The following is a 22637-nucleotide window of genomic DNA, read 5'->3' on the forward strand; positions in this document are numbered from 1 at the left end:
CAGGTCCAATAGTTTTTTTTATTTAAGGTGGAGTATTATGAAGAGGTTAGTAAAAAAATTTACGAAAACAAATATGAGTTGGAAACTCGTAATACTGATTTCTGTAGGCTGTGGAGTTATTACAGGGATGTTGATGGTACCAGACTTTCTTAAAGAAACATCTTTTCAGCAACCAGGCAGAAGCTTTGAATTCTGGATTTTTATGGCTATGTTTATTGTTTTAAATTGTAAAAAACCTTTAGAAGCGGGGCTTAAGACCTTTGTATTCTTCCTTATCAGCCAGCCTCTTATCTATTTGGTACAGGTTCCTTTCAGTTGGATGCATTGGCGGATTCTTTCCTATTATCCGGAATGGGGGATTATTACTCTCCTGACTTTGCCGGGAGGAATGATTGCTTGGTATACAAAAAAGGGAAATTTCTTGAGTATTCTGATTTTAAGTGTAGCAAACTTGATTCTTTGTTCTGAGTTGCCTTATATGGTGAATAGAATGTTCGTTTGGTTTCCGCACATGCTTCTAACCACATTGTTTATCATAGGTGAACTCTTATTGTTTATCTTTCTCATTTTTAAGGAAAGGAAAAAGCGTATTATTACCAGTGCAATTACGTTGATTATGATTCTTTTCTTCATGGTGTATGCCTTCAAATTTCAGGACATTACAACAAGCTCTATTGGTATGCCCGCAAAAGGTACTGGACCATATACCTTGCTTACAGAAAGTGAAGTATTTGATGTAGCATTTGACGATAATGGCAAAATGACTATATTATATAAACCATATAAGATTAAAGAAGATGGAAGCTATACCATTCAGTATCAGGATAGTAAAGGAAACAAGTTTCAGGTTCACCTGACTTATGGAAATGGATACTGCTCCGTTGATCCATAAAATAAGTAATGTCCACCGATTCGCTGTTTATGGTAAAGACAAAAAAGCATAGGTTTGCTATGCTTTTTTTCAGAGGTGATATAAATGAATTTAGTGCAAATAGGAAAATTTATAGCGGAACTTAGAAAAGAGCAAGGACTTACACAAGAACAGTTAGGAGAAAAAATAGGTGTAACAAATAAAACAGTATCTCGTTGGGAGACAGGAACATATTTACCACCAGCAGATGTGTTACTTTTTATGAGTGAAATCTTTGATGTTAGTGTTAATGAGATTCTTAGCGGAAAGAGATTGACTGCGGAAGAATATAAAGAGGCGGCAGAAGAAAATCTAACGCAGACAATGAAAGTCAGTAGTTTTTCTGTTAATGATAGGATTGAGTTTTATAAGAAAAAGTGGTTAAAAGAGCATATAGGAATTCTATGTTTCTGGGGAATATGTATCATTATATTATTTGTAGCTGGAATTATTTTAGGTAAATGTTTGTTAGAATATATGGCAATATTAATACTTGTCATTGGCTATGGATGGAGAAATAACACTATGATGACTTATGTAGAGAAAAAAGTTTATGATGGAAGATCTACTATACAACAAGTGGAAGAAGATCATAGCCCTAGAATATAGATAAGTGCATTATTTTTTATTATATAAGGAGTTTTACATATGAAGAAAAAGCTTGATTTTAGATCCACATTATTAATAGGTTCATTATTATTTGGATTATTCTTTGGTGCTGGCAATTTAATATTTCCAGTTAAAATGGGACAGATGGCTGGTAGTAATACCTTACCTGCCACAATTGGATTTTTAATTACAGGAGTAGGGCTTCCTTTGATAGGTGTTATTGGAGCTACATTTTCACAAAGCGAAAGTTTATTTGATTTGGCAAAGCCTGTTAGTAGAATATATGCTATTTTATTTACTTGCATGCTATATTTAACAATTGGACCTTTATTCGCCATTCCGCGTACAGCTTCTGTTGCTTTTGAAGTTGGTTTGAATCCTTTTATTGATAAAGAGTACCTTCAAATTGGATTGCTTATATTTTCGTTAATCTTCTTTGCTTTTACACTATATTTTTCACTTAGACCTGGAAGAATTTTAGATTGGGTTGGTAAATATCTTACTCCGATTTTTCTTGTACTTTTATCTATATTAATTATTGCAACTTTTGTAAGTCCAATGGGAGAGGTAGCTCAATATGCACCACAGGGCAATTATATTGATAAACCATTATTTACAGGAATACTAGACGGATATAATACTATGGATGCTTTAGCTTCACTGGCTTTTGCAATTGTTATTGTTTCAAATATTGAAAAGTTAGGGGTAAAAGATACAAAAGCAAAAGCTATTGAAACTTGTAAATCTAGTTTAGTGTGCATTATTGGAATGAGTGTTATTTATGCATCCTTAGCTTATATGGGAGCAACGAGCTTAGGCAGCGTTAGCAGTGCTGATAATGGAGGAAAAATTATGTCCATGGTTAGTGACCATTATTTTGGTTTTATAGGTAAGTTGTTGTTAGCTGCCATAGTAACCATTGCCTGTTTGAAAACAGCCATAGGGCTAATTACTTCATGTGCTCAAATGTTTAGTCAGTTGTTTCAAAAATCTATGTCATACAATAAATATGCTATTATATTTACTGTTTTTTCTTTTATAATTGCTAATTTTGGATTAAATAAAATTATACAGCTTTCTTTACCAGTCCTTATGTTTCTTTATCCACTAGCAATTGTTTTAATCATATTATCATTATTAACACCAATCATTAATAAGCAAAGACAGGTATATAGATGGACAATTATACTAACAATTATTGCAGCAGCCTTTGATTTTTGTAATGCATTGCCTACAAATTTGAAGGAAGGAGCAACAATTAAAAGATTAATTGATTTTGCAGAAATGTATTTGCCGGGATTTGACTATGGTTTTGGATGGGTTATACCAGCCCTAGTGGGGTTTGTTATTGGAACGATTATATGGAGGTCTGGTGAAAAAGCTGGTAGTTAAATAATGTAATCTATAGAGACGCTGATAGGTGGAATCTTGATGCAGTTACCAGTTCTGCAATCATATTTGAAGGAAGTAATCACATGAATAAGGTTTGATTTTTAGCTCATTGATGTATTCTTACTAATCATAAGATTAGGAGGATATGTCATGAGCTTTTTTATCTAATTTAAGGGTAGAAATTAGTATATTTCTGAAAGTGTAAAAAAGATTGAGGAGAAGGGTTTTGGTGATAACATAGCTGTGAAAAACGATGATGAATTATCAGAGTTGAGTAAGAGCATAAATTGTTGCTTCAAATTCTTTTTTTATGTATAATATGTAAAGATAAGTGTATATACACCTGTAAATATATTTTCAATTTTAGGATTAAGTTAAGAAGTTATAAGAAAAGAGGGAAAAAATTATGAATTCTCAAGAAATGATAAATGAAATTAATATACTTAAAAGAGAAAAAAGAGCAATAATACTTGCCCATAATTATCAAAGACCTGAAGTTCAAGATGTGGCTGACTTTGTTGGTGATTCCTTAGAACTTAGTAGGAAGGCTGCTAACACTGATGCAGATCTTATAGTTTTTTGTGGTGTCCACTTTATGGCTGAAAGTGCAAAAATCTTTTCACCGGATAAAAAGGTTCTTTTACCAGTGTATGATGCGGGATGTCCTATGGCGGATATGATAGATGTAGAGCAGCTTAGATCATTAAAAAAGGATCATCCAAATGTTCCAGTAGTATGTTATGTTAATTCTTCCGCAGAGGTTAAAGCGGAAAGTGATATATGTTGTACTTCTGCAAATGCATTAAAAGTAGTTCAATCCATTGATAGTGATAAAGTATTATTTGTACCAGATCAAAATTTAGGTAGTTACGTAGCAAAACAGATACCAGAAAAGGAGATAATATGCTGGGAAGGTTTTTGCATAACCCATAAAAGAGTAAGAGCTAATGATTTAGATATGGTTAGAGAACGTAGAGGTAAAGTAAAAATATTAGTTCATCCGGAGTGTTGTCCAGAAGTAGTTGAAAAGGCAGATTTTGTAGGAAGCACTTCCCAGATAATTAAATATGTAAATAACTCAGAGGAAAAGGAATTTGTAATAGGAACAGAGGTGGGAGTACTTCATTCTTTAAAAAATCAAAATCCTGATAAAGAGTTTTATTTGCTTTCTCCAGCTCTTACCTGTGTCAATATGAAAAAAACTAAATTGGAGGATGTGTATAGAGCATTAAAGGATGAAATGTATGAAATAAAAGTGGAAAAAGAAATAATTTCAGCAGCTAAAAACTCTCTTGAAAGGATGTTAAGAATATCATAGGGAGCAAATATAAAAATGAAAAGAAGATATGTTACGAATTTTAGCTTAGATAATATAAGGAAGGAATATTGTGATGTATTAATCATAGGTACAGGAGTAGCTGGTCTGTACACAGCTATAAATATAGATTCCAAGCATGGTGTAATAGTTTTATCAAAGGATAAAATTGATGAAAATAATAGTAATCTAGCTCAGGGAGGTATAGCTGCTTGTTTAAATTCTGATGATAGTATTTTTCTTCATTTTCAAGATACTATTAAGGCGGGAAATAACTATAATGATGAAAAAGCTGTAAAAATATTAGTAGAAGAAGGACCGAAAAATGTAAAAAAACTTTTAGATATAGGCGTTAATTTTGATAAAGATGAAAAAGGAAAGATAAAATCAACTAAAGAAGGAGGACATACCAAAAGAAGAATTTTGCATTTTAAGGATAAGACTGGAAAAGAAGTGATGAGAGTTTTGCAAGAAGAGGTACTAAAGAGAAAAAATATAAATATTAAAGAAAACCAATATGCAATAGATTTATTAACTTTAGATAATAAATGCTTAGGTGTTTTGGCTAAGAATGAAAAGGGAATATATGCTATATTATCAAAGGTAATTGTTTTAGCTACCGGAGGAATTGGACAAGTATATAATTATACAACTAATTCCCTTGTTGCCACCGGTGACGGCATTGCCATGGCCTATAGGGCAGGGGCAGAAATAGTAGATATGGAGTTTGTACAATTCCATCCTACCGTTTTATACAGCGAAAAAGACAGCAAGAGATTTTTAATTTCAGAGGCTGTAAGGGGAGAGGGAGCTGTACTTAGAAACAATAAAAAAGAAGCCTTTATGGGTAGATATGATAAAATGAAGGACTTGGCTCCTAGAGATATAGTTTCTAAAAGTATTTATAATGAAATGATAAAGGAAAATGCTCCTTATATTTATCTGGATATAACTCATAAAAATGAAGATTTTATTAAAAAGAGATTTCCTAATATATATAAGGTTTGCTTATCTAAAGGAATAGATATTACTAAAGAATATATTCCTGTATGTCCTGCTCAACATTATATAATGGGTGGAGTAAGAACGGATTATTTTGGAAAAACTAATATTGAGAGATTATATGCCTGTGGAGAGACAGCTTGCACTGGAGTTCATGGGGCTAATAGACTGGCAAGTAATTCTCTTTTAGAAGGATTGGTATTCGGCAGCAGAATAGCTAAAGATATAAATAATAATATAGACAAAATAGAAATAAAAGAATATTTGATAGCGAATGATGAAATTTATAGTTCTATCCATAAAAATCAAATTGAAAAGATTAAAAGTAAAGTGAAAGAAATAATGGGGAGAAAGGCTTTTATATTAAGAAGTAAGGAAGATTTAAATCAAGCTCTAAGTATGATAGAAGAAATATTAGATCAGTTAATAAATTGTAAAGAAGATAGTAAGGAATTTTATGAGTGTTTCAATATTGTAACGGTGGCATATTTAATTATAAAGGCTGCATTAAATAGAGAAAAAAGTCTAGGCAGTCATATAATAATAGATAGTTCTTGGGGGGGAATGAAAGTTGTTTAATTGGATATTAGTTGATGAAATAATCAGGAATGGATTAAAAGAAGACATAAATAATATTGATATAACTACTGATATTTTAATTGATGATGAAAGCAAGTCAGTAGGCCGTATGTTAGCTAAAGAAAAGGGAGTTATCGCAGGACTTTACATAGTTAAAAGAGTATTTGAAACTTTGGATAGAGATATAAAGGTTAAATTCAATGTTAAAGATGGAGACAAAGTGGAAAAAGGTACAGTGATTGCCCAAATAGAGGGTAGTACTAAAGCTATACTTAAAGGAGAAAGACTTGCCCTTAATCTTATTCAAAGAATGTCTGGTATAGCTACTGTATCTAGGAAATATAGAGATCTTGTAAAAGATTTTCCTGTAAGAATTGTTGATACTAGAAAGACTACTCCTGGACTAAGAATACTTGAAAAGTATGCTGTTAGGGTTGGTGGCTGCTACAACCATAGATATAATCTATCAGAAGCTGTTATGATTAAAGATAATCATATTGAAGCCATAGGTGGTATAAAAGAAGCAATAATTAAGGCTAAAAATAATCTATCACACACAGTAAAAATCGAAGTTGAAGTTGAAAGTATAGAAGAGTTAAAAGAAGCCATTGAAGCTGGTGCAGATATAGTTATGCTTGATAATATGAGCTTTGAAGATATGAAAAAGGCCGTTGAAATAGGTAAAGGAAAAGTTGTTCTTGAAGCATCAGGGGGGATTACTTTAGATCAACTTGCTGAAGTTGCTAAAACCGGTGTTGATATTATTTCAGTTGGAGCATTAACCCATTCCGTTAAGGCTATGGATATAAGTCTAGTTTTATAAGTTAATTAAGAAGGTAAAGATTAATATAAAAAATCAAAAATTCTGCCTTGGGTTACATTTTTGATTTGATATCTAAAGCAGCTGAAAGCTGCTTTTTATTATGGTAAAGTATATATTTTTTTAATTTATTGTAAACAAATATAAATTAGTTTATCATATAAAAATATTGTTATATAATATTGTATAGTATTTAATAAATTTTTTTATTTCCTGCAATACATTTTTTTGTATAAGGTGTTGTTGTTTTTCCTGTAAATTATGGTTATTCTATATGTATAATGTTTAATTTTTTTATGAAATAAATTAAAGGAGGATTGTGTATGAAAAAATTAAAAATTGCAGATGGAATACATATGCTTACCATGAACGTTGATAAAATACTATTTGAAGGAATGTGGGAACTTGCAAATGGTGTAACTCTTAACTCATACATAGTTCAGGGAGAAAAGACTGCAATAGTTGATGGAGTGATTGGTTGGGATGGAATACCTGAAACCTTATATAAAAACTTAGAAGAAATAGGTGTTGATCCACAAAGCATCGAATATTTAATTGTTAACCATATGGAACCTGACCATTCCGGTTGGATTTCAAACTTCCGAAAGATTAAGGATAACTTTACAGTAATATGTACTGACAAGGCTGCAAAGATGGTATCTTCATTTTATGGTGAAGAAAACATTAGGGTTGTGAAGGAAGGAGATACTTTAGATCTAGGAAATGGAAAGGTGTTAAGTTTCCATACAGTACCAAATGTTCACTGGCCAGATACAATGTACACTTATGAACAATCAACAAAAACCCTTTTCTCCTGTGATATGTTTGGATCCTTTGGAACTATAGCAGATCATTGTTTTGATGATGAGTTGACTCCTGAAGAAATAGATTTCTTTGAAAGTGAAGCTATAAGATATTATTCTAATGTAATGGGAACTTTTACTGCTAGTGTGAAAAAGGCAATTGATAAAGCAAAAACTCTAGATGTAAAAACAATAGCACCTGGTCATGGTATTGTTTATAGAAGTAATCCTCAAAAAGTTATGGACAATTATATTAGATATGCAAAATACTCTGAAGGAGCAGGTAAGAATGAAGTTACTATATTGTGGGGCTCCATGTATGGAATGACAGGCAAAGCTGTTGAGTATGTTGAAAAAGTACTTCAAAGAGAAGGCGTTAAATACAATAAGCTAGAAATGCCTCTAGATACTGAAAGCGAAATGGTAGCTACAGTATTTAAGTCTGCAGGAATAATTGTTGCAGCACCTACCTATGAATATAAGCTTTTCCCACCAGTAGCAACAGCTTTAAATGAAGTTGGTAGAAAGAGAATTACTGGAAAAACTGCCTTTAGATTTGGATCCTATGGATGGTCTGGCGGTGCAGAGAAAGAGTTGGTTGAAATAAATGAAAGAAACAGAATGAATTGGCAGTTTATTGAATCTGTAGAATTCGAAGGGGCACCAAAGGATGAAGACCTAGCTAAGGTGGAAGCTGGAGTATTAGAGCTTTTAGAAAAGATTAAGGATAAGGTTGTAGAGTAGTTTTATGGAGGAAAACCTATGTTATTTGTATACTACCCTAAATGCACTACTTGCCAGAAGGCAAAGAAGTGGTTGGAGTTAAACAATATAGACTTTGAAGAAAGGCATATCAAGGAAAATAATCCTACCATACAGGAATTGAAGGAGTGGCATAACAAGAGCGGTCTGCCTTTAAAGAAATTCTTTAATACTAGTGGACATATTTATAGGGAAATGAACTTAAAAAGCAAGTTACCTACCATGAGTGAAGAGGAGCAATATAGTTTACTAGCATCAGATGGTATGCTTGTGAAACGTCCAATTCTTGTTAGTGATGACTTTGTTTTGGTAGGATTTAATGAAAGCCAATGGAAAAGTGTCCTTGCTACAAAATAACTGATTTAAGCGATTACAAGATAATATAAGATAAATACATGATAAACTTGATATAAGATGGCTGTCAGTTGAGAAGTTAAATCTTCTTAATTGACGGCTTTTTTATTTTAAAATCCATAGTACTAAAACTAATTAATAAATAGCATAATTTTTATTAGCATAAAAAGAGTGCTATTCATAAACTTACTATCGGAATGGAAAAGAAAAAAGTATATTAATTGCAAAAATATTATAATTATACATAGTAATATTTATATAATTATAAGATATAGTAGAATTTTAGAAAAATACCTTTGAATAAATATAAATAATGGAATATAATGTAATCTAGAGATTAAAGTATACATATATAGAAAAATAATTAACTAAATAAATATATAATTCTAATAAACTCTAAAGCAAATTGGAGGAGTTATTATGAAGATCAAATATAAGATAAGTTTAATTACTGTAATAATGTGTATAGCTTGTGTTGCCGCCTTATGGGCAGTAAATCAATTTATATTATCCCAGTACTTGCTAGACACTATACAAGATAAGGTAATAGCTGAAGTTAAATTAAAAGCCAATGATGTGAATTTGTGGATAATACAGGAAAAGCAAAATTTAGAGATTGTTTCAGAGAAAGTAATACTAGCAAAAGATTATAATCAGGATACATTATATAAGACTTTAGAAAATACCGGGAAGATGAACTCTGGAAATCTCTATTATATGGCCTTCGAAGATGGAACTTTTATTGACGGGTCAGGATGGGAACCAGATGATAATTATGATCCTTTAACTAGGGAATGGTATCTTAAGGCCAAGGAGAATAGTGGACAAATTTATGTGTGCGATCCTTATGTAGATGCTATGTCACAGGATATGATTTTGACATTATCTAAAGAAGTTACCTTAAATGATGGCAGAAAAGCTGTATTGGGAGTTGATATGAAAATATCAGATATGAACAAGCTGTTAAATTTTATTGATAATAAGGGAGCAGATACTGAAACTTTAGCTACTATGAATAATGCAACCTATGAAAGTACATTAAAGGAGGATAATGAATACTATATTTTTTTAATAGATAGACAGGGTAATGTAATCAGTCATCCAAATCCAGATTTTTCGAAAAAAGTAGATAAAGTAACTAATGCATCCGATATATTAGAAGGAAAGCTAAATAATTTAAGAAATGCAGAAGATCTAGACTTGAATAAAAGAATTTTAAAAGATTATGATGGAAAAGAAAGAGTATTTTTCTTCGATAAATTAGATGAGACTAGCTGGGCTATAGGAATAGCAGTGGATAAAGATGTAATACTTGAAGCAGAAAATAAATTTATAAAAATTACTCTATGTATATCCCTATTATTGTTATGTGCAGGTATAATAGTTTCTTTTGTCATAGCAAATAGCATTTCAAAACCAATTATGACAACTAAGAATTTAGCAAATAATATATCTGATTTAAAATTAAATATGGATATAGATGATAAATACTTAGTAAGAAAAGATGAAGCCGGTGATATAGTAAAAGCTATTAAAGAGACTATATATAAATTAAGAGAGTTTACAGCAAACTTAAATGAGCTATCTACTGTAAATAATAAAATTTATAATACTACCTTAGAGAAGTCAAATACACTATTAAAGCTTTCAGAAGAGGTATCATCTATGACAGAAGAGCTGTCAACTAGTATGGAAGAGACTAGTTTAGCGGGGGAATCTATAACCAAATCAGTAGATGAATTAAATAGCGCAATATCTATATTTGCTATTAAAGTAGAAGAAGGAGCAAAAACAGCAAATGAGATAGCTAGTAAGGCAGCAGAATTAGATAGGCTATTTATAGAGTCTAAAGATAATACTATGAATATCTTGGATATAGCTAAGAAAGAAGTTAAGTCTGCTTTGGACTCTGCAAGGAATGTTGAACAGGTTAAAATGTTAGCAGATGCAATTTTAAGTATAGCAGAGAAAACTAATTTATTGTCCTTAAATGCAGCTATAGAGGCAGCTAGAGCTGGTGAGGATGGTAAAGGATTTGCAGTGGTAGCAGAGGAAATAAGAGAATTGTCCGAAGACTCTAATAAAGCAGCAGGAACAATAAAGAAGTTTGCAGATGACATAAGTGTATCAGTAAATAAATTAGTTTTAGCTACAACTAACTTATTGAACTTCTTAAATGAAAATGTTCTGAAGGATTATAGTTTAATGTTAAATGCGGTAGGAAATTATAAGAATGATGGAGCTGTATTAAGTGGAATTTTAAGTGAACTTTCAAAAACGGTAAAGAAATTTACAGAAACTATAAGCAATGTAGCAACGGCCATTAATGGTGTGTCTGCAACAATACAACAGGCAACAGCAGCTACAGCTAATATTGCTGGGCAAAATAACGAAATGGTTAGCTCTATACAAGATATAAATGCAGTTATGCAAATGAATATGGAGGCTTCTAATAAATTAACTAATATGATAGCACAGGTAGAGTTATAATTTAATTTTTAAAGAAATTCGGCATCATTCCCATTGGTAAGTGGTATTGCTTTTCTTTATCTTTTTGATTATAATATTGGTAATAAAAAACAACAATGCTTTTCAACTATAGGATAATATATTTTAAATAACAGTCAATGAGTAAGAAAAAACACCATTAGTATATGATGAGTGATATAATAAAGAAGTTGGACAATAAAAGCATAAGAATATATAAGTTAAACTAGGGGGATTATTATGACAGAAGCAAAAGTAATGACAATACAAGATATTTCGTGCTATGGACAGTGCTCAATTACAGTTGCACTTCCTATAATATCAGCCTGTGGAATAGAGACAGCTATTCTTCCATCTGCAGTACTCTCAACACATACTGGAGGATTCACTAATTTTACATTCCGTGATCTAACGGAGGATATTCCTAAAATAATGAAACATTGGATCAGTGAAGGTATAAAGTATGATTGTATTTACTCTGGCTATCTTGGAAGTTTAACACAAATTGAATATGTGAAAGAGCTTTTCAAAAATCTGCTTAAGGAAGGGGGACTAAAAATAGTTGACCCGGCTATGGCAGATAATGGCAAACTCTACTATGGGTTTGATGAAGAATTTGCCCATGCAATGGCAGACCTTTGTGGAGAAGCAGATATTATATTGCCTAATATAACAGAAGCTTGCTTTATGTGTGACAAGGAATTTATCCCAAATCAACATACAAGAGAATATATAGATGACCTTCTTGATGCTCTTAAGGAGCTAGGTGCAAAGAATATAGTACTTAAGGGCGTAAGTTATGAGGATTCAAAACTTGGTATAATTGTATATGATACTGAAACTGGTGAAAAAAAGGAATACTTTAGTGAAAGAGTAGCATGGACATCACATGGTACTGGTGATTGCTATGCAGCAGCCTTAACAGGAGCAGTTCTTCAGGGTAAGAGCCTTTATGACGCTGCAGCTTTAGCTGCTGACTTCGTAGTTGAAGCTCTTAAAATTACACAGGGTGATGATAATCACAGGTATGGGGTTAAGTTTGAGAAAGCTCTTCCAATGCTAGTTGAAGGATTGAATAAATAGTTAATTGCATAATGGCTTTTCCAGTGTTATTTTTTAGGAAAAGCTATTTTCTTTTTATAAAGTAACAAGTATTGAAAAATAAAAAATAAATGTAGGAAAGTTAAATAATAAAAAGAGGAATTATTAATATGATTAAATATAAGAGATGTACAGAATGTAATGAAGAGATTATATATAAAGCCTTTCAGATTGGTTTTTCTGATTATATTATAAAGATTGAAATGACAAAAGATGCATTTATGAAACATTTTTTTGGACCAGAAGGAAATAGCATGGAATATTCAGTTATAGCTTTTGATGAAGAAGAACCTGTTGGTCTTTGCTTAGGTGGCATTAAGGTATATGAAGGAATAAAAACTCTTAGATGTGGAGCACTTTGTGTTCACCCAGATTATAGGGGAACTGAAGTTAGTAACGGACTCTTCAATTTACATAGGAAAATAGCCTTAGAGAATAATTGTAAGCAGATGTTTTTGGAAGTTATCGTAGGTAATGATAGGGCTATAAGTTTTTACAGGAAAAAGGGTTATGAAAAAGTATATAATTTATTTTATTATTATCATAATAAACCATATGAAATTAGTGCTTCCACCTCCCCAAATTTAATAATAAAAAGAATAGATATGGATGCTTTAAAGAACTTAAGGGGAGAAATTCAAGATATACATATCAATTGGCAAAATGACTTTGATTATATTAGCTATTTTGATAATCAAGTACATTATGGAGTATTTGAAAATGAAAATATGATAGGAGCATTAAGTATTCATCCTTTAGGGAGAATAAATTTTTTATGGGTTAATCCTAAGTTTCGAAATAAGGGTATTGGTAAAGGACTTATCAGTCATGCTGTAGGAGAGCTTGAGTTGAAGAAGCTAACCATAAGTTTCCCTAATAATGCTTTACTTATGGGTTTTTTAAAGCCTTTGAACTTTACTAAGGATTCAATTTCACAGTATGAAATGTATATTACATTATAAATTTATATAGGAAGTAGGTAATTGAGGAGGATTTACCATATACGGATATAATCCTTCTACATGTAATTTAAATAGTATTTATTCTATTACGCTATTGTAGCAGAAAATAATTACTAAAAGTCTTATCAATTGCTGCTACATTTCTAAATATTACTATCTAAATCCTTATATTCGATATCTAAAACTCATATCCTATGTCAGCAGTTAAATAACCATTTAATACTTTTTTTCTAATTTACTTCGCAAAAGGGTTAGAGTTTGATAGGGTTATGGTAATAGATTTTGATAATGAAAATAATGATTCAAAAAATATTAGTTATGATGATAACTTACTAAAGCATATAATGTGTACAAGATCCCTACATAAGTTGCATCACTTACAAGTAGTGGAGAGATAGTAAAATTATATTATTGATTCTTTGATATGTTAATGCTAAAATATATCAAAGATGTATTCTGATAGTGTTATTTGTTTATTATCAAATAATAGTGAAGGAGCTACTATTATGGTTAAAAAATAGATGTACATTCACATATTGGAAGCTTTGGTGGCTGGGCTGGAGTTTCAATAGATGCAGAAGGATTAATAAGGCAAATAGATGAGTATGAAATTGAATTTAAAATATTTTTAAAAATTAAATAAGTTGCGGGGGGACTCGTGAGAGTTGAGAAGGTAAAACCTGACCCTTTGAACCTGTCAGTTAATACTGTCGTAGGGAAGCAACAAACTATTATTAATTAATAAGAGTAATTGCGTTCCTATGAAGGAGCGCTTTTTTTATATTAGTTATCTAAAAAAGAAGTGAAAGGATGCTGATCTTATTTTTATAAGTGAAAACTTTCCTAATATCTATTGAAAGGAAGAGTAAGAGATGATTAATGAGGGTATTCAAAATCAAATTGTTCAGGCTGTGGAAAGGGTAAAGAGAACTAACCCTATGGTAGGGTCTATCACTAATATGGTAACCATTAATTTTGTAGCCAATGCTCAGCTAGCCCTTGGAGGTTCTGCTGCAATGGTTTATTTATCTGAAGAAGGGGAGTTTTTAGCAAAGGCTGGCGGAGCTATGTACATAAATGTAGGTACACTTTTACCTATTCATGAAGAAGCTTTACCTTATATAGCAAAGGTATTAAAAGATTTAGACAAGCCTTGGGTACTGGATCCAGTGGCTGTAGGAACCGGTTCCATTCGCAGTAAGTTATTAAGGCAATTTAAAGAGTACAAGCCAACGGTGATTAGAGGAAATGCTTCAGAAATTATAGCCTTGGCTGGTTTGTGGGGCTTAGAAGGTGGTGAAGTAGTTTCTAAGGTACGAGGTGTTGATTCTACTGATACTGTAATGGAAGCAAAGACTGCAGCTGTTTCATTGGCTAAATGGACAGGTGGAGCCGTTGCTGTATCAGGAAAAACCGATTTAGTTACAGATGGAAAGGTTGTTGCCCTTTCTTACGGAGGTTCTCACTTTATGACTAAAGTTACAGGAGCAGGTTGTTCCTTAGGAGGAGTTGCAGCAGTATATGCAGCAGTAGCCTCTCCTTTTATTGCAGCACTTACAGCTACTGCGGTATACAATTTAGCAGGAAGTCGAGCTGAAAAGAAAGTAGAGGGACCAGGAAGCTTTCAGACTCAATTTCTTGATGAACTTTATAAGGCCAGTGCTGAAGATATTGCTAATAATCCATTTGAAATAGAGGAGGTTTAATGTATGAATACTTTAGTTGCAGTTGCTATTGCCCCTTTTGGTATTGGAGATGAGCTTTCTTCTGAAGTGGCAGAAGTAATAAAAGTGATTCGTGAGTCTGGATTACCAAACCGAACTACTTCAATGTTTACGGAAATAGAAGGACCTTGGGATGAGGTCATGCAGGTGGTAAAAGAGGCAACCTTTGTATTAGCCAAGAAAGGTATTCGTACAGAAGTTGTGCTAAAGGCAGATGTTAGACCAGGTCATACTAATATGATGATTAACAAGGTTAATAAAATCAATGAAATTTTGGGTTAAGAATAACAGTGGAAATAGACTTTAGATTTTTGGAAGGAGAGATGGCAGTGAGAGCTTATTCAACTCAGATGGAAGCTGCAAGAAAGGGAATTGTTACAGAGGAATTAAGAAAGGTAGCGAAAAAAGAACAAATGACCATTGAGGAATTGATGTCATTAGTGGCAGCAGGAAAGGTGGTAATATGTGCAAATAAAAATCACAAATGCATCGATCCTCAAGGTGTTGGATCAATGTTAAGAACGAAGATAAATGTTAATTTAGGGGTATCAAGGGATTGCCGAGATTATGATATGGAAATGGAAAAGGTAATGGAAGCTGTTAATATGGGTGCTCATGCCATAATGGATTTGTCTACCCATGGAGATACAAGACCCTTCCGCAGAAAGTTAATATCAGAATGTCCAGTTATGATAGGAACTGTACCTATATACGATGCTGTTATCCATTACAAGAGAGATTTGCACAAGCTTAAAGCAAAAGATTTTATTGATATAGTAAGACTTCATGCTGAAGATGGAGTGGATTTTGTTACCTTGCATTGTGGAATTACTCGAAAAACTATAGATCAAATTAAAAAACATAAAAGAAAAATGAATATAGTATCTAGAGGAGGCTCCCTTGTTTTTGCTTGGATGTGTATGACAGGAGAAGAGAATCCTTTTTATGAATATTACGATGAAATTCTTGATATATGTCGTGAATATGATGTAACCATATCCTTGGGAGATGCCTGCAGACCAGGATGCCTAGCAGATGCATCGGATGTTTGCCAGATCGAGGAACTAGTAAGGCTTGGTGAGCTTACTAAAAGGGCTTGGGAAAAGGATGTGCAGGTAATGGTGGAAGGACCAGGTCATATGCCTATTGATCAGATTGAAGCTAATATGAAAATTCAGCAAAGCATTTGTCAAGGAGCACCCTTTTATGTGTTAGGTCCATTGGTAACGGATATTGCCCCTGGCTATGATCATATTACCGCTGCTATTGGCGGTGCTGTTGCAGCTTCTGCTGGAGCAGCCTTTCTGTGCTACGTAACACCTGCAGAACACTTGGCACTACCAAATTTAGAAGATGTAAAGCAAGGCATTATTGCAATGAAGATAGCAGCGCATGCAGCAGATATAGCAAAAGGTGTAAGAGGAGCTAGAGACGTTGATGATAGAATGGCAGAGGCAAGAAGGACTTTTGACTGGGAGGCTCAATGGCAGTGTGCCATAGATTCAGGAACAGCAAAAAGAATTCGTGAGGAAAGACAGCCGGAGTATGAAGATACCTGTTCCATGTGTGGAAAGTTCTGTGCAGTAAGAAGTATGAACAAGGCATTGGCAGGAGAACATATTGATATTTTGTGATTTATGGATAAGATATACAGTATTTCATTGACAAATGTATGTTGTTGTGTTAAAGTTTAACATGTAAAATTTAATATAATATAATTTATATCTTCAGGGCAGGGTGCAAGTCCCTACCGGCGGTATAGCCCGCGAGCCGTAAGGTTGATTCGGTGAAAGTCCGAAGCCGACAGTATAGTCTGGATGGGAGAAGATAATTGTTATTCTTGATTTATAGGTATTTTTTGTCGTAATACTTATAGACAAGAAAAAATTTTCTGTGTTTTTACCCTGAGATTTATCTCAGGGTTTTTTATTTATCTAATATTGGAGTGATGTTTAATATGGATTATATGAAAAGGGCCTTAGAACTAGCAAAAAAAGGAATAGGATATACCAATCCAAATCCATTAGTAGGGGCTGTTATAGTAAAAGAAGGCAGAATTATTGGAGAAGGTTATCATAAAGTTTATGGTGATAATCATGCAGAGATCAATGCTTTTTTAAATGCTACTGAGGATGTTAAAGGTGCTACTATGTATGTTACTTTAGAACCTTGCTCACATTACGGTAAAACACCCCCCTGTGCTAAAGCTATTGTTGATAAAGGAATAAAAAAAGTAGTTATAGGTCTTAAGGACCCTAACACTTTGGTAGCAGGAAAAGGAATTAAAATCTTGCAAGAAGCTGGTATAGAAGTAACTGTAGGTGTACTTGAGGATGAGGTTAGGAAATTAAATGAAATATTTCTTAAATATATAACCACTAAGTTACCCTTTGTAATAATGAAAACAGCAATGACTCTTGATGGGAAAATTGCAACTTGCAAAAATGAATCAAAATGGATTACGGGAGAGCTTTCAAGGAAATATGTACATACATTGAGGCATAGGATGTCTGGCCTTATGGTTGGAATTGGAACGATACTTGTGGATAATCCATATTTAACCACTAGATTAGGTGATAGCAAGGGCTGCGATCCAACAAGAATAATTGTAGACAGCAATGCCCGAATTCCTCTTGATGCAAGGGTATTAAATCTTGAATCAGAAGCTAAAACCATTATAGCAGTGACTGAGAAAGCTAATAAGGAAAAAATAAGAATTCTTAAAGAAAAAGGAGCTGAGGTAATTATAACACCATGTAAAAAGGAAAGAGTTGACTTAACTTTTCTTATGAAAGAGCTAGCTGCTAGAAAGATTGATAGCATTTTGCTTGAAGGTGGCAGTCAATTAAATTATAGTGCCTTAGAAGAAGGAATAGTTGATAAGGTAAATGTATTTATTGCGCCCAAAATTATTGGTGGAAATACTGCTAAAACACCAGTAGGAGGATTAGGCATTGCACATATAAAAGATGCAATAGCACTTCACAATGTGAATGTTCAGTTATTTGGGAAAGACATAATGATAGAAGGATACATTAGAAAGGAGGGAAGGAATAATGTTTACGGGTTTGGTGGAGGAGATAGGAATAGTTGAGTCTGTAGCAAAGTCAGAAAAATCTTCTAGAATAACCATTAAAGCAAGAAAGGTTTTAGAAGGAATAAAGATAGGTGATAGTATAAGCACTAATGGTGTATGTCTTACTGTAACCTCTTTTAATAGCAATAGCTTTACTGTAGATATCATGGCAGAGACAATTAGGAGAAGCAATTTGGAATTTTGTCTACCTGGAGATGAAGTAAATCTTGAAAGAGCTTTAAGATTAGGGGATAGATTAGGAGGACACATTGTTAGCGGACATATTGATGGTATGGGAACCATTGAAGAGTTCATGAAAGAGGATAATGCAGTATGGATTACAGTTAAAACTTCACCTGCAATATTGAGGTATATTGTAGAAAAAGGTTCTATTGCAATTGATGGAGTAAGTCTTACTGTAGCATATGTGGATGATCTTAGATTTAAGGTTTCTATTATTCCTCACACTAAGGCTATGACTAACTTACTAAAAAAGAAAGCTGGAGACAAGGTCAACTTAGAGTGCGATATACTTGGGAAATATATTGAAAAGTTCCTTAGAAGCAAAGATGTAGTAGTAGATAAAAAGGAAATAGATCTGAATTTTTTAGCTGAACATGGATTTATATAAAGAAAGTGGGGATGAGGATGAATAAGTTTAACACCATAGAAGAAGCCATAGAAGACATAAAAAAAGGTAAGATTATAGTTGTAGTGGATGATGAGGATAGGGAAAATGAAGGAGATTTTTTAATGGCTGCTGAGAAAGTAAGCCCAGAAGCTATTAACTTTATGGCCAAATATGGAAGAGGGCTTATATGTTTGCCTATTATAAGGGATAGATTAGAAGAACTAAATATTTTATCCATGGTAGAAAAAAATACAGATTCACATCATACAGCTTTCACTGTATCAATTGATGCTAAGGAAACAACAACGGGGATATCAGCTTATGATAGAGCCACTACTATACTTAAGGTTCTGGATCCTAATGCAAAAGAATCAGATTTTAGAAGGCCTGGCCATATGTTCCCTTTGGAAGCTAAAGAAGGTGGTGTTTTAAAAAGAGCAGGGCATACGGAAGCAGCGGTAGATTTGGCCAAGTTAGCAGGTTTATATCCTGCAGGTGTTATTTGTGAAATAATGAATGAAGATGGAACTATGGCTAGGGTTCCACAACTTATGGAAATTGTAAAAAAACATGATATGAAAATAATTACTATAGCAGATTTGATTGCATATAGAAGGAAATATGAAACACATATAAAAAGGGTAGCAGAAGCTAAATTACCTACAAAATATGGAGAGTTTAAAATGATAGGATATATAAATACCTTAAGTGGAGAACACCATGTAGCTCTTGTAAAAGGAGAAGTTTCAGTTGGTGACCCCGTTCTTATAAGAGTTCACTCAGAATGCCTTACAGGAGATGCCTTTGGTTCTTTAAGGTGTGATTGTGGATACCAGCTTGCAGCTGCTCTGAAGAAGATAGAAGAAGAGGGAAGAGGTGTTCTTTTATATATGAGGCAGGAAGGTAGAGGAATAGGTCTTATTAATAAGATTAAAGCCTATACCTTACAGGATCAAGGTATGGATACCGTTGAAGCTAACTTGGCTCTAGGTTTTCCAGCAGACTTAAGAGATTATGGAATAGGAGCTCAGATTCTTGCAGATCTTGGTGTCAAAAAAGCAAGGCTTATGACTAACAATCCAAAGAAAATCGCTGGCCTTTCTGGATATGGAATAGAGATTGTAAGTAGGGAGCCTTTACAGGTCAATTTCAATGAAAAAAATGAATATTATCTAAAAACAAAGAAGGAAAAACTAGGTCATATTCTTTATTTTAAAGATGAATAATAAGTTAAATATGGAGGTAAAAAATGAAAGTTTTTGAAGGAGATTTAATAGCAAAAGATTTAAGATTTGGTATTATAGTAGGAAGATTTAATGAGTTCATAAGTGCTAAACTTTTAGAAGGTGCTATAGATGGGTTAGTGAGACATGGAGCAGAGAAAGATGACATTGAAATAGCCTGGGTTCCAGGAGCTTTTGAAATTCCATTGGTGGCTGAGAAGATGGTTAAGTCAAATAAATATGATGCAGTTATTTGTCTTGGGGCGGTTATAAGAGGAGCTACACCTCACTTTGATTATGTAGCAGCAGAAGTATCAAAGGGTATAGCAAAAGTATCACTTGAAAATCATATCCCGGTGATTTTTGGAGTTCTTACTACTGATACAATTGAGCAGGCTATAGAAAGAGCAGGTACAAAGGCTGGAAATAAGGGATATGATGCAGCTGTTACAGCTATTGAAATGTCAAATTTACTTAGAAAACTTTAAGAAGTTGATTTAAAATAAGCTTATTTAACGTTAGTTGGACAGGCATTTATTTAGAACGCCTGTCCTTTATAATTTAATTAAACTAATAAAATTTTCATTGGAAGTATTCCTTCCTGTAGTTATTTCTATTATGACCTATAGCACTAATGTTATTAATTTCAGCAGCGGTAGATGCTTTTACTAATAGAGTGACGTAATATCTAGAAAGTCTTTAGAGTTTATGCAAGATTCTATTATTGACGTTATACTATTTTCCATAATACAATAATTTATATAACTTTATAATTATTGATAAAGGGGAGGTTATTTGAATGTCCAAGCCCCTGTGGGAAATGACACTTGAAGAACTTTGGCGGCTATTTCCTATTAAATTGACAGAACACAAGACATATTGGAAGTATTGGTATATGGAGGAAGAAGAATTTTTGACATCCTTTTTACCTAAGAATGTTCAAATTTATCACATTGGAAGCACATCTATAGATGGAATCTGGGCTAAACCTATTATTGATATTTTACTAGAAGCCAGCCTTATAGAACATCAAAAAATTTACCAACTTTTGATTAACAATGGGTATCTTTGCATGAATCAAGGCAAAAACCGCATGGACTTTAACAAAGGATATACGCCGAATGGGTTTGCACAGCGAGTTTTTCATCTTCACTTAAGAGATTTTGGTGACAATGAGGAGTTGTATTTTCGGGATTATCTAAAGGAAAACCTAGAAGTAGCAAAGGAGTATGAAAATCTCAAGCTTTCCCTATGGAAACCCTTTGAATATAACCGTGACGGATATACAAAGATGAAAACTGATTTTGTGAAAAAATATACTCAAATAGCGATAGAAAAATATGGGCGTGGAAAATACATTCACAGAAAATAGAGGTGGAATAAACATTATGCAATAGTGATAAACTAAAACATTTTTATATTCATCATGGAAAAGAAGAGAAGCCTAAGAATCATCTTGCTCTTGGAGAGGGTGAGATTGATTTTATAGATCTATTAAATATACTTAAGGAATGTAATGTTAATTGTGTTTTAGAAATAAAGACTATAGAGGCCTTGAAGAAATCGGTGATGTGGCTGAAATCAAATTTTGCTGCGAAAGACTAAAAAGTACTTTTGATCTAAATAAAATACAGAATGAATATAATCAATATCCAATTTAAATTTGCTGCTTTATTTCAATTATGATTATGAAGGGGAGTTGCTATTTTGAATAGATATATTGTTGCATTTTTCATTTTTAGTCTTCTTGGATGGATTTGGGAAAGTATATACTGTACCATATGCAATCATAAGTGGGCTAATCGAGGATTTCTTTATGGCCCTATTTGTCCAATTTATGGTAGTGGATCAATACTGGGCTTTTTATTATATGACTTGATAAAAGCTGGACATATACCTAATATGCAATGGTGGAAAATATTTATTCTTGGTTTTATTGTAAGCATGGTTTTAGAATATCCTACATCCTGGGCTCTTGAAAAATGGTTCAAGGCACGATGGTGGGATTACAGTGATGTTCCTTTAAATATCAAGGGTAGGACAAGCATACCTACATCTATTGCCTTTGGTCTTGCTGCTATACTGTTGATGAAAGTGTTGATACCTTTGACCTATGCAGCATTAAGCTTCTTACCAGAAGTTTTATTAAATATTTTAGCTCTTTTACTTGTTGCAATTGTGTCTATGGATGCCACATTGACAATATCAACCCTAACGGATTTTCACAAACAGGTTGCTGCTATAGATGAAGGCTTCCAAAATCATATGACAGATATAGTTGATCAAATTCTTAAGAATCAAAATTCTTTTTATAATAAAGTAATTCGGCGAATTAGGGTTTTCAAGCTTTCAGATCGTAAGAATCGAATTGCAAAACAACTTAGTGAAAAGCGCTTTGAAGAGTTGATTAAAGAATACTTTGAATCTGATGTAGTACAAGAGATGGACCAGTATATTCAGCATGGCACAACTACCACCTTAGAGCATTGTGAAAATGTAGCTTGGATTAGTTATCTAATTAATGAAAAATTACATCTGAATGCTGATGAAAAGGAACTTATAGAAGTGGCTATGCTTCATGATTTATTCCTTTATGATTGGCATAATGGTGAGCCTTCACGTAAAACCCATGGTTTTGATCACCCTGAAATTGCTTGTAATAATGCAATAAAACATTTTGGTATATCTGAAAAAGAACAGGAAGCTATACGAAGTCATATGTGGCCACTGAATATTACAAAGATTCCTAAAAGCAAAGTAGCATTAATCGTGTGTATTGCAGATAAATATTGTGCCCTTATTGAGACCATTCGTTTGAATAAACGATTGGGATTAAGACGTTAAAGTTATTTTGATTAATATAAAGTATATTTATAGATAAAATAGA

20 protein-coding genes and 2 riboswitches are annotated in these 22637 nt (G+C 32.9%); all 20 genes read left to right on the forward strand.

What is annotated here, in order from left to right; translation table 11 throughout:
• Positions 1-73 precede the first annotated feature (73 nt).
• The 20 genes from N3C_RS07930 to N3C_RS08025 all read left to right on the forward strand — a co-directional run bounded on the left by N3C_RS07930 (position 74) and on the right by N3C_RS08025 (position 22594).
• Entirely contained in the window at positions 74-892 is an 819-nt protein-coding gene (locus tag N3C_RS07930) for a hypothetical protein (protein WP_143312627.1), read from the forward strand.
• 84 nt (positions 893-976) lie between these two features.
• Complete coding sequence (locus N3C_RS07935; protein WP_074365497.1) at positions 977-1519, forward strand: helix-turn-helix domain-containing protein; 543 nt, start codon at positions 977-979, stop codon at positions 1517-1519.
• 39 nt (positions 1520-1558) lie between these two features.
• A complete protein-coding gene (gene brnQ / locus N3C_RS07940) occupies positions 1559-2911 on the forward strand; it encodes a branched-chain amino acid transport system II carrier protein (protein WP_074365498.1) in 1353 nt (450 codons plus the stop codon).
• Between the two features lie 406 nt (positions 2912-3317).
• On the forward strand, positions 3318-4229 hold the full coding sequence (gene nadA / locus N3C_RS07945) for a quinolinate synthase NadA (protein WP_074365499.1): 912 nt from the start codon (positions 3318-3320) through the stop codon (positions 4227-4229).
• Positions 4230-4244: 15 nt separating this feature from the next.
• Positions 4245-5807: an L-aspartate oxidase gene (nadB, locus tag N3C_RS07950; protein ID WP_074365500.1), complete on the forward strand. Its 1563-nt coding sequence runs from the start codon at positions 4245-4247 to the stop codon at positions 5805-5807.
• The gene (nadC, locus tag N3C_RS07955) at positions 5800-6630 is read left to right on the forward strand and encodes a carboxylating nicotinate-nucleotide diphosphorylase (RefSeq protein WP_074365501.1); all 831 of its coding nucleotides are present in this window, start codon (positions 5800-5802) and stop codon (positions 6628-6630) included. The genes nadB and nadC overlap by 8 nt, the downstream gene beginning before the upstream one ends.
• Positions 6631-6950: 320 nt before the next feature.
• Positions 6951-8174 carry an FprA family A-type flavoprotein gene (locus tag N3C_RS07960; RefSeq protein ID WP_074365502.1) on the forward strand — a complete coding sequence of 408 codons (1224 nt, stop codon included), beginning with the start codon at positions 6951-6953 and terminating at the stop codon, positions 8172-8174.
• An 18-nt stretch (positions 8175-8192) separates the two neighbouring features.
• Positions 8193-8549, forward strand: a complete 357-nt coding sequence (locus N3C_RS07965; protein WP_074365503.1) for an arsenate reductase family protein — start codon at positions 8193-8195, stop codon at positions 8547-8549.
• Between the two features lie 417 nt (positions 8550-8966).
• Positions 8967-11036 carry a methyl-accepting chemotaxis protein gene (locus N3C_RS07970; RefSeq protein ID WP_074365504.1) on the forward strand — a complete coding sequence of 690 codons (2070 nt, stop codon included), beginning with the start codon at positions 8967-8969 and terminating at the stop codon, positions 11034-11036.
• A gap of 237 nt (positions 11037-11273) precedes the next feature.
• Positions 11274-12116, forward strand: coding sequence for a pyridoxamine kinase (locus N3C_RS07975; RefSeq protein WP_074365505.1), 843 nt, complete (start codon positions 11274-11276; stop codon positions 12114-12116).
• A gap of 128 nt (positions 12117-12244) precedes the next feature.
• Positions 12245-13096 (forward strand): GNAT family N-acetyltransferase, encoded by an 852-nt coding sequence (locus N3C_RS07980; protein ID WP_074365506.1) that lies wholly within the window; start codon positions 12245-12247, stop codon positions 13094-13096.
• Between the two features lie 638 nt (positions 13097-13734).
• Positions 13735-13833: riboswitch (TPP riboswitch) on the forward strand.
• A gap of 135 nt (positions 13834-13968) precedes the next feature.
• On the forward strand, positions 13969-14802 hold the full coding sequence (gene thiM / locus N3C_RS07985; RefSeq protein ID WP_074365507.1) for a hydroxyethylthiazole kinase: 834 nt from the start codon (positions 13969-13971) through the stop codon (positions 14800-14802).
• A gap of 3 nt (positions 14803-14805) precedes the next feature.
• The gene (locus tag N3C_RS07990; protein WP_074365508.1) at positions 14806-15102 is read left to right on the forward strand and encodes an MTH1187 family thiamine-binding protein; all 297 of its coding nucleotides are present in this window, start codon (positions 14806-14808) and stop codon (positions 15100-15102) included.
• A 47-nt stretch (positions 15103-15149) separates the two neighbouring features.
• Positions 15150-16454, forward strand: coding sequence for a phosphomethylpyrimidine synthase ThiC (gene thiC, locus N3C_RS07995; protein WP_074365509.1), 1305 nt, complete (start codon positions 15150-15152; stop codon positions 16452-16454).
• Positions 16455-16539: 85 nt separating this feature from the next.
• A riboswitch (FMN riboswitch) is annotated at positions 16540-16653 on the forward strand.
• A 115-nt stretch (positions 16654-16768) separates the two neighbouring features.
• A complete protein-coding gene (gene ribD, locus N3C_RS08000; protein ID WP_074365510.1) occupies positions 16769-17914 on the forward strand; it encodes a bifunctional diaminohydroxyphosphoribosylaminopyrimidine deaminase/5-amino-6-(5-phosphoribosylamino)uracil reductase RibD in 1146 nt (381 codons plus the stop codon).
• A complete protein-coding gene (locus N3C_RS08005; RefSeq protein WP_074365511.1) occupies positions 17877-18527 on the forward strand; it encodes a riboflavin synthase in 651 nt (216 codons plus the stop codon). The genes ribD and N3C_RS08005 overlap by 38 nt, the downstream gene beginning before the upstream one ends.
• A gap of 17 nt (positions 18528-18544) precedes the next feature.
• On the forward strand, positions 18545-19753 hold the full coding sequence (locus tag N3C_RS08010; protein WP_074365512.1) for a bifunctional 3,4-dihydroxy-2-butanone-4-phosphate synthase/GTP cyclohydrolase II: 1209 nt from the start codon (positions 18545-18547) through the stop codon (positions 19751-19753).
• A gap of 23 nt (positions 19754-19776) precedes the next feature.
• The gene (ribH, locus tag N3C_RS08015; RefSeq protein ID WP_074365513.1) at positions 19777-20238 is read left to right on the forward strand and encodes a 6,7-dimethyl-8-ribityllumazine synthase; all 462 of its coding nucleotides are present in this window, start codon (positions 19777-19779) and stop codon (positions 20236-20238) included.
• A gap of 311 nt (positions 20239-20549) precedes the next feature.
• Positions 20550-21122 (forward strand): GrpB family protein, encoded by a 573-nt coding sequence (locus tag N3C_RS08020; protein WP_074365514.1) that lies wholly within the window; start codon positions 20550-20552, stop codon positions 21120-21122.
• Positions 21123-21457: 335 nt separating this feature from the next.
• A complete protein-coding gene (locus N3C_RS08025; RefSeq protein ID WP_242944064.1) occupies positions 21458-22594 on the forward strand; it encodes a putative ABC transporter permease in 1137 nt (378 codons plus the stop codon).
• Positions 22595-22637: the final 43 nt, after the last annotated feature.

It is taken from the genome of Clostridium sp. N3C (genome assembly GCF_900095445.1).
GTDB lineage: Bacteria > Bacillota > Clostridia > Clostridiales > Clostridiaceae > Clostridium_AU.

What these genes read in the sequence shown, in the direction of transcription:
- N3C_RS07930 (WP_143312627.1), top strand. Translation starts at nt 74, where the DNA reads ATGAGTTGGAAACTCGTAATACTGATTTCTGTAGGCTGTGGAGTTATT.
- N3C_RS07935 (WP_074365497.1), top strand. Translation starts at nt 977, where the DNA reads ATGAATTTAGTGCAAATAGGAAAATTTATAGCGGAACTTAGAAAAGAG.
- brnQ (WP_074365498.1), top strand. Translation starts at nt 1,559, where the DNA reads ATGAAGAAAAAGCTTGATTTTAGATCCACATTATTAATAGGTTCATTA.
- nadA (WP_074365499.1), top strand. Translation starts at nt 3,318, where the DNA reads ATGAATTCTCAAGAAATGATAAATGAAATTAATATACTTAAAAGAGAA.
- nadB (WP_074365500.1), top strand. Translation starts at nt 4,245, where the DNA reads ATGAAAAGAAGATATGTTACGAATTTTAGCTTAGATAATATAAGGAAG.
- N3C_RS07960 (WP_074365502.1), top strand. Translation starts at nt 6,951, where the DNA reads ATGAAAAAATTAAAAATTGCAGATGGAATACATATGCTTACCATGAAC.
- N3C_RS07965 (WP_074365503.1), top strand. Translation starts at nt 8,193, where the DNA reads ATGTTATTTGTATACTACCCTAAATGCACTACTTGCCAGAAGGCAAAG.
- N3C_RS07970 (WP_074365504.1), top strand. Translation starts at nt 8,967, where the DNA reads ATGAAGATCAAATATAAGATAAGTTTAATTACTGTAATAATGTGTATA.
- N3C_RS07975 (WP_074365505.1), top strand. Translation starts at nt 11,274, where the DNA reads ATGACAGAAGCAAAAGTAATGACAATACAAGATATTTCGTGCTATGGA.
- N3C_RS07980 (WP_074365506.1), top strand. Translation starts at nt 12,245, where the DNA reads ATGATTAAATATAAGAGATGTACAGAATGTAATGAAGAGATTATATAT.
- thiM (WP_074365507.1), top strand. Translation starts at nt 13,969, where the DNA reads ATGATTAATGAGGGTATTCAAAATCAAATTGTTCAGGCTGTGGAAAGG.
- N3C_RS07990 (WP_074365508.1), top strand. Translation starts at nt 14,806, where the DNA reads ATGAATACTTTAGTTGCAGTTGCTATTGCCCCTTTTGGTATTGGAGAT.
- ribD (WP_074365510.1), top strand. Translation starts at nt 16,769, where the DNA reads ATGTTTAATATGGATTATATGAAAAGGGCCTTAGAACTAGCAAAAAAA.
- N3C_RS08005 (WP_074365511.1), top strand. Translation starts at nt 17,877, where the DNA reads ATGTTTACGGGTTTGGTGGAGGAGATAGGAATAGTTGAGTCTGTAGCA.
- N3C_RS08010 (WP_074365512.1), top strand. Translation starts at nt 18,545, where the DNA reads ATGAATAAGTTTAACACCATAGAAGAAGCCATAGAAGACATAAAAAAA.
- ribH (WP_074365513.1), top strand. Translation starts at nt 19,777, where the DNA reads ATGAAAGTTTTTGAAGGAGATTTAATAGCAAAAGATTTAAGATTTGGT.
- N3C_RS08020 (WP_074365514.1), top strand. Translation starts at nt 20,550, where the DNA reads ATGTCCAAGCCCCTGTGGGAAATGACACTTGAAGAACTTTGGCGGCTA.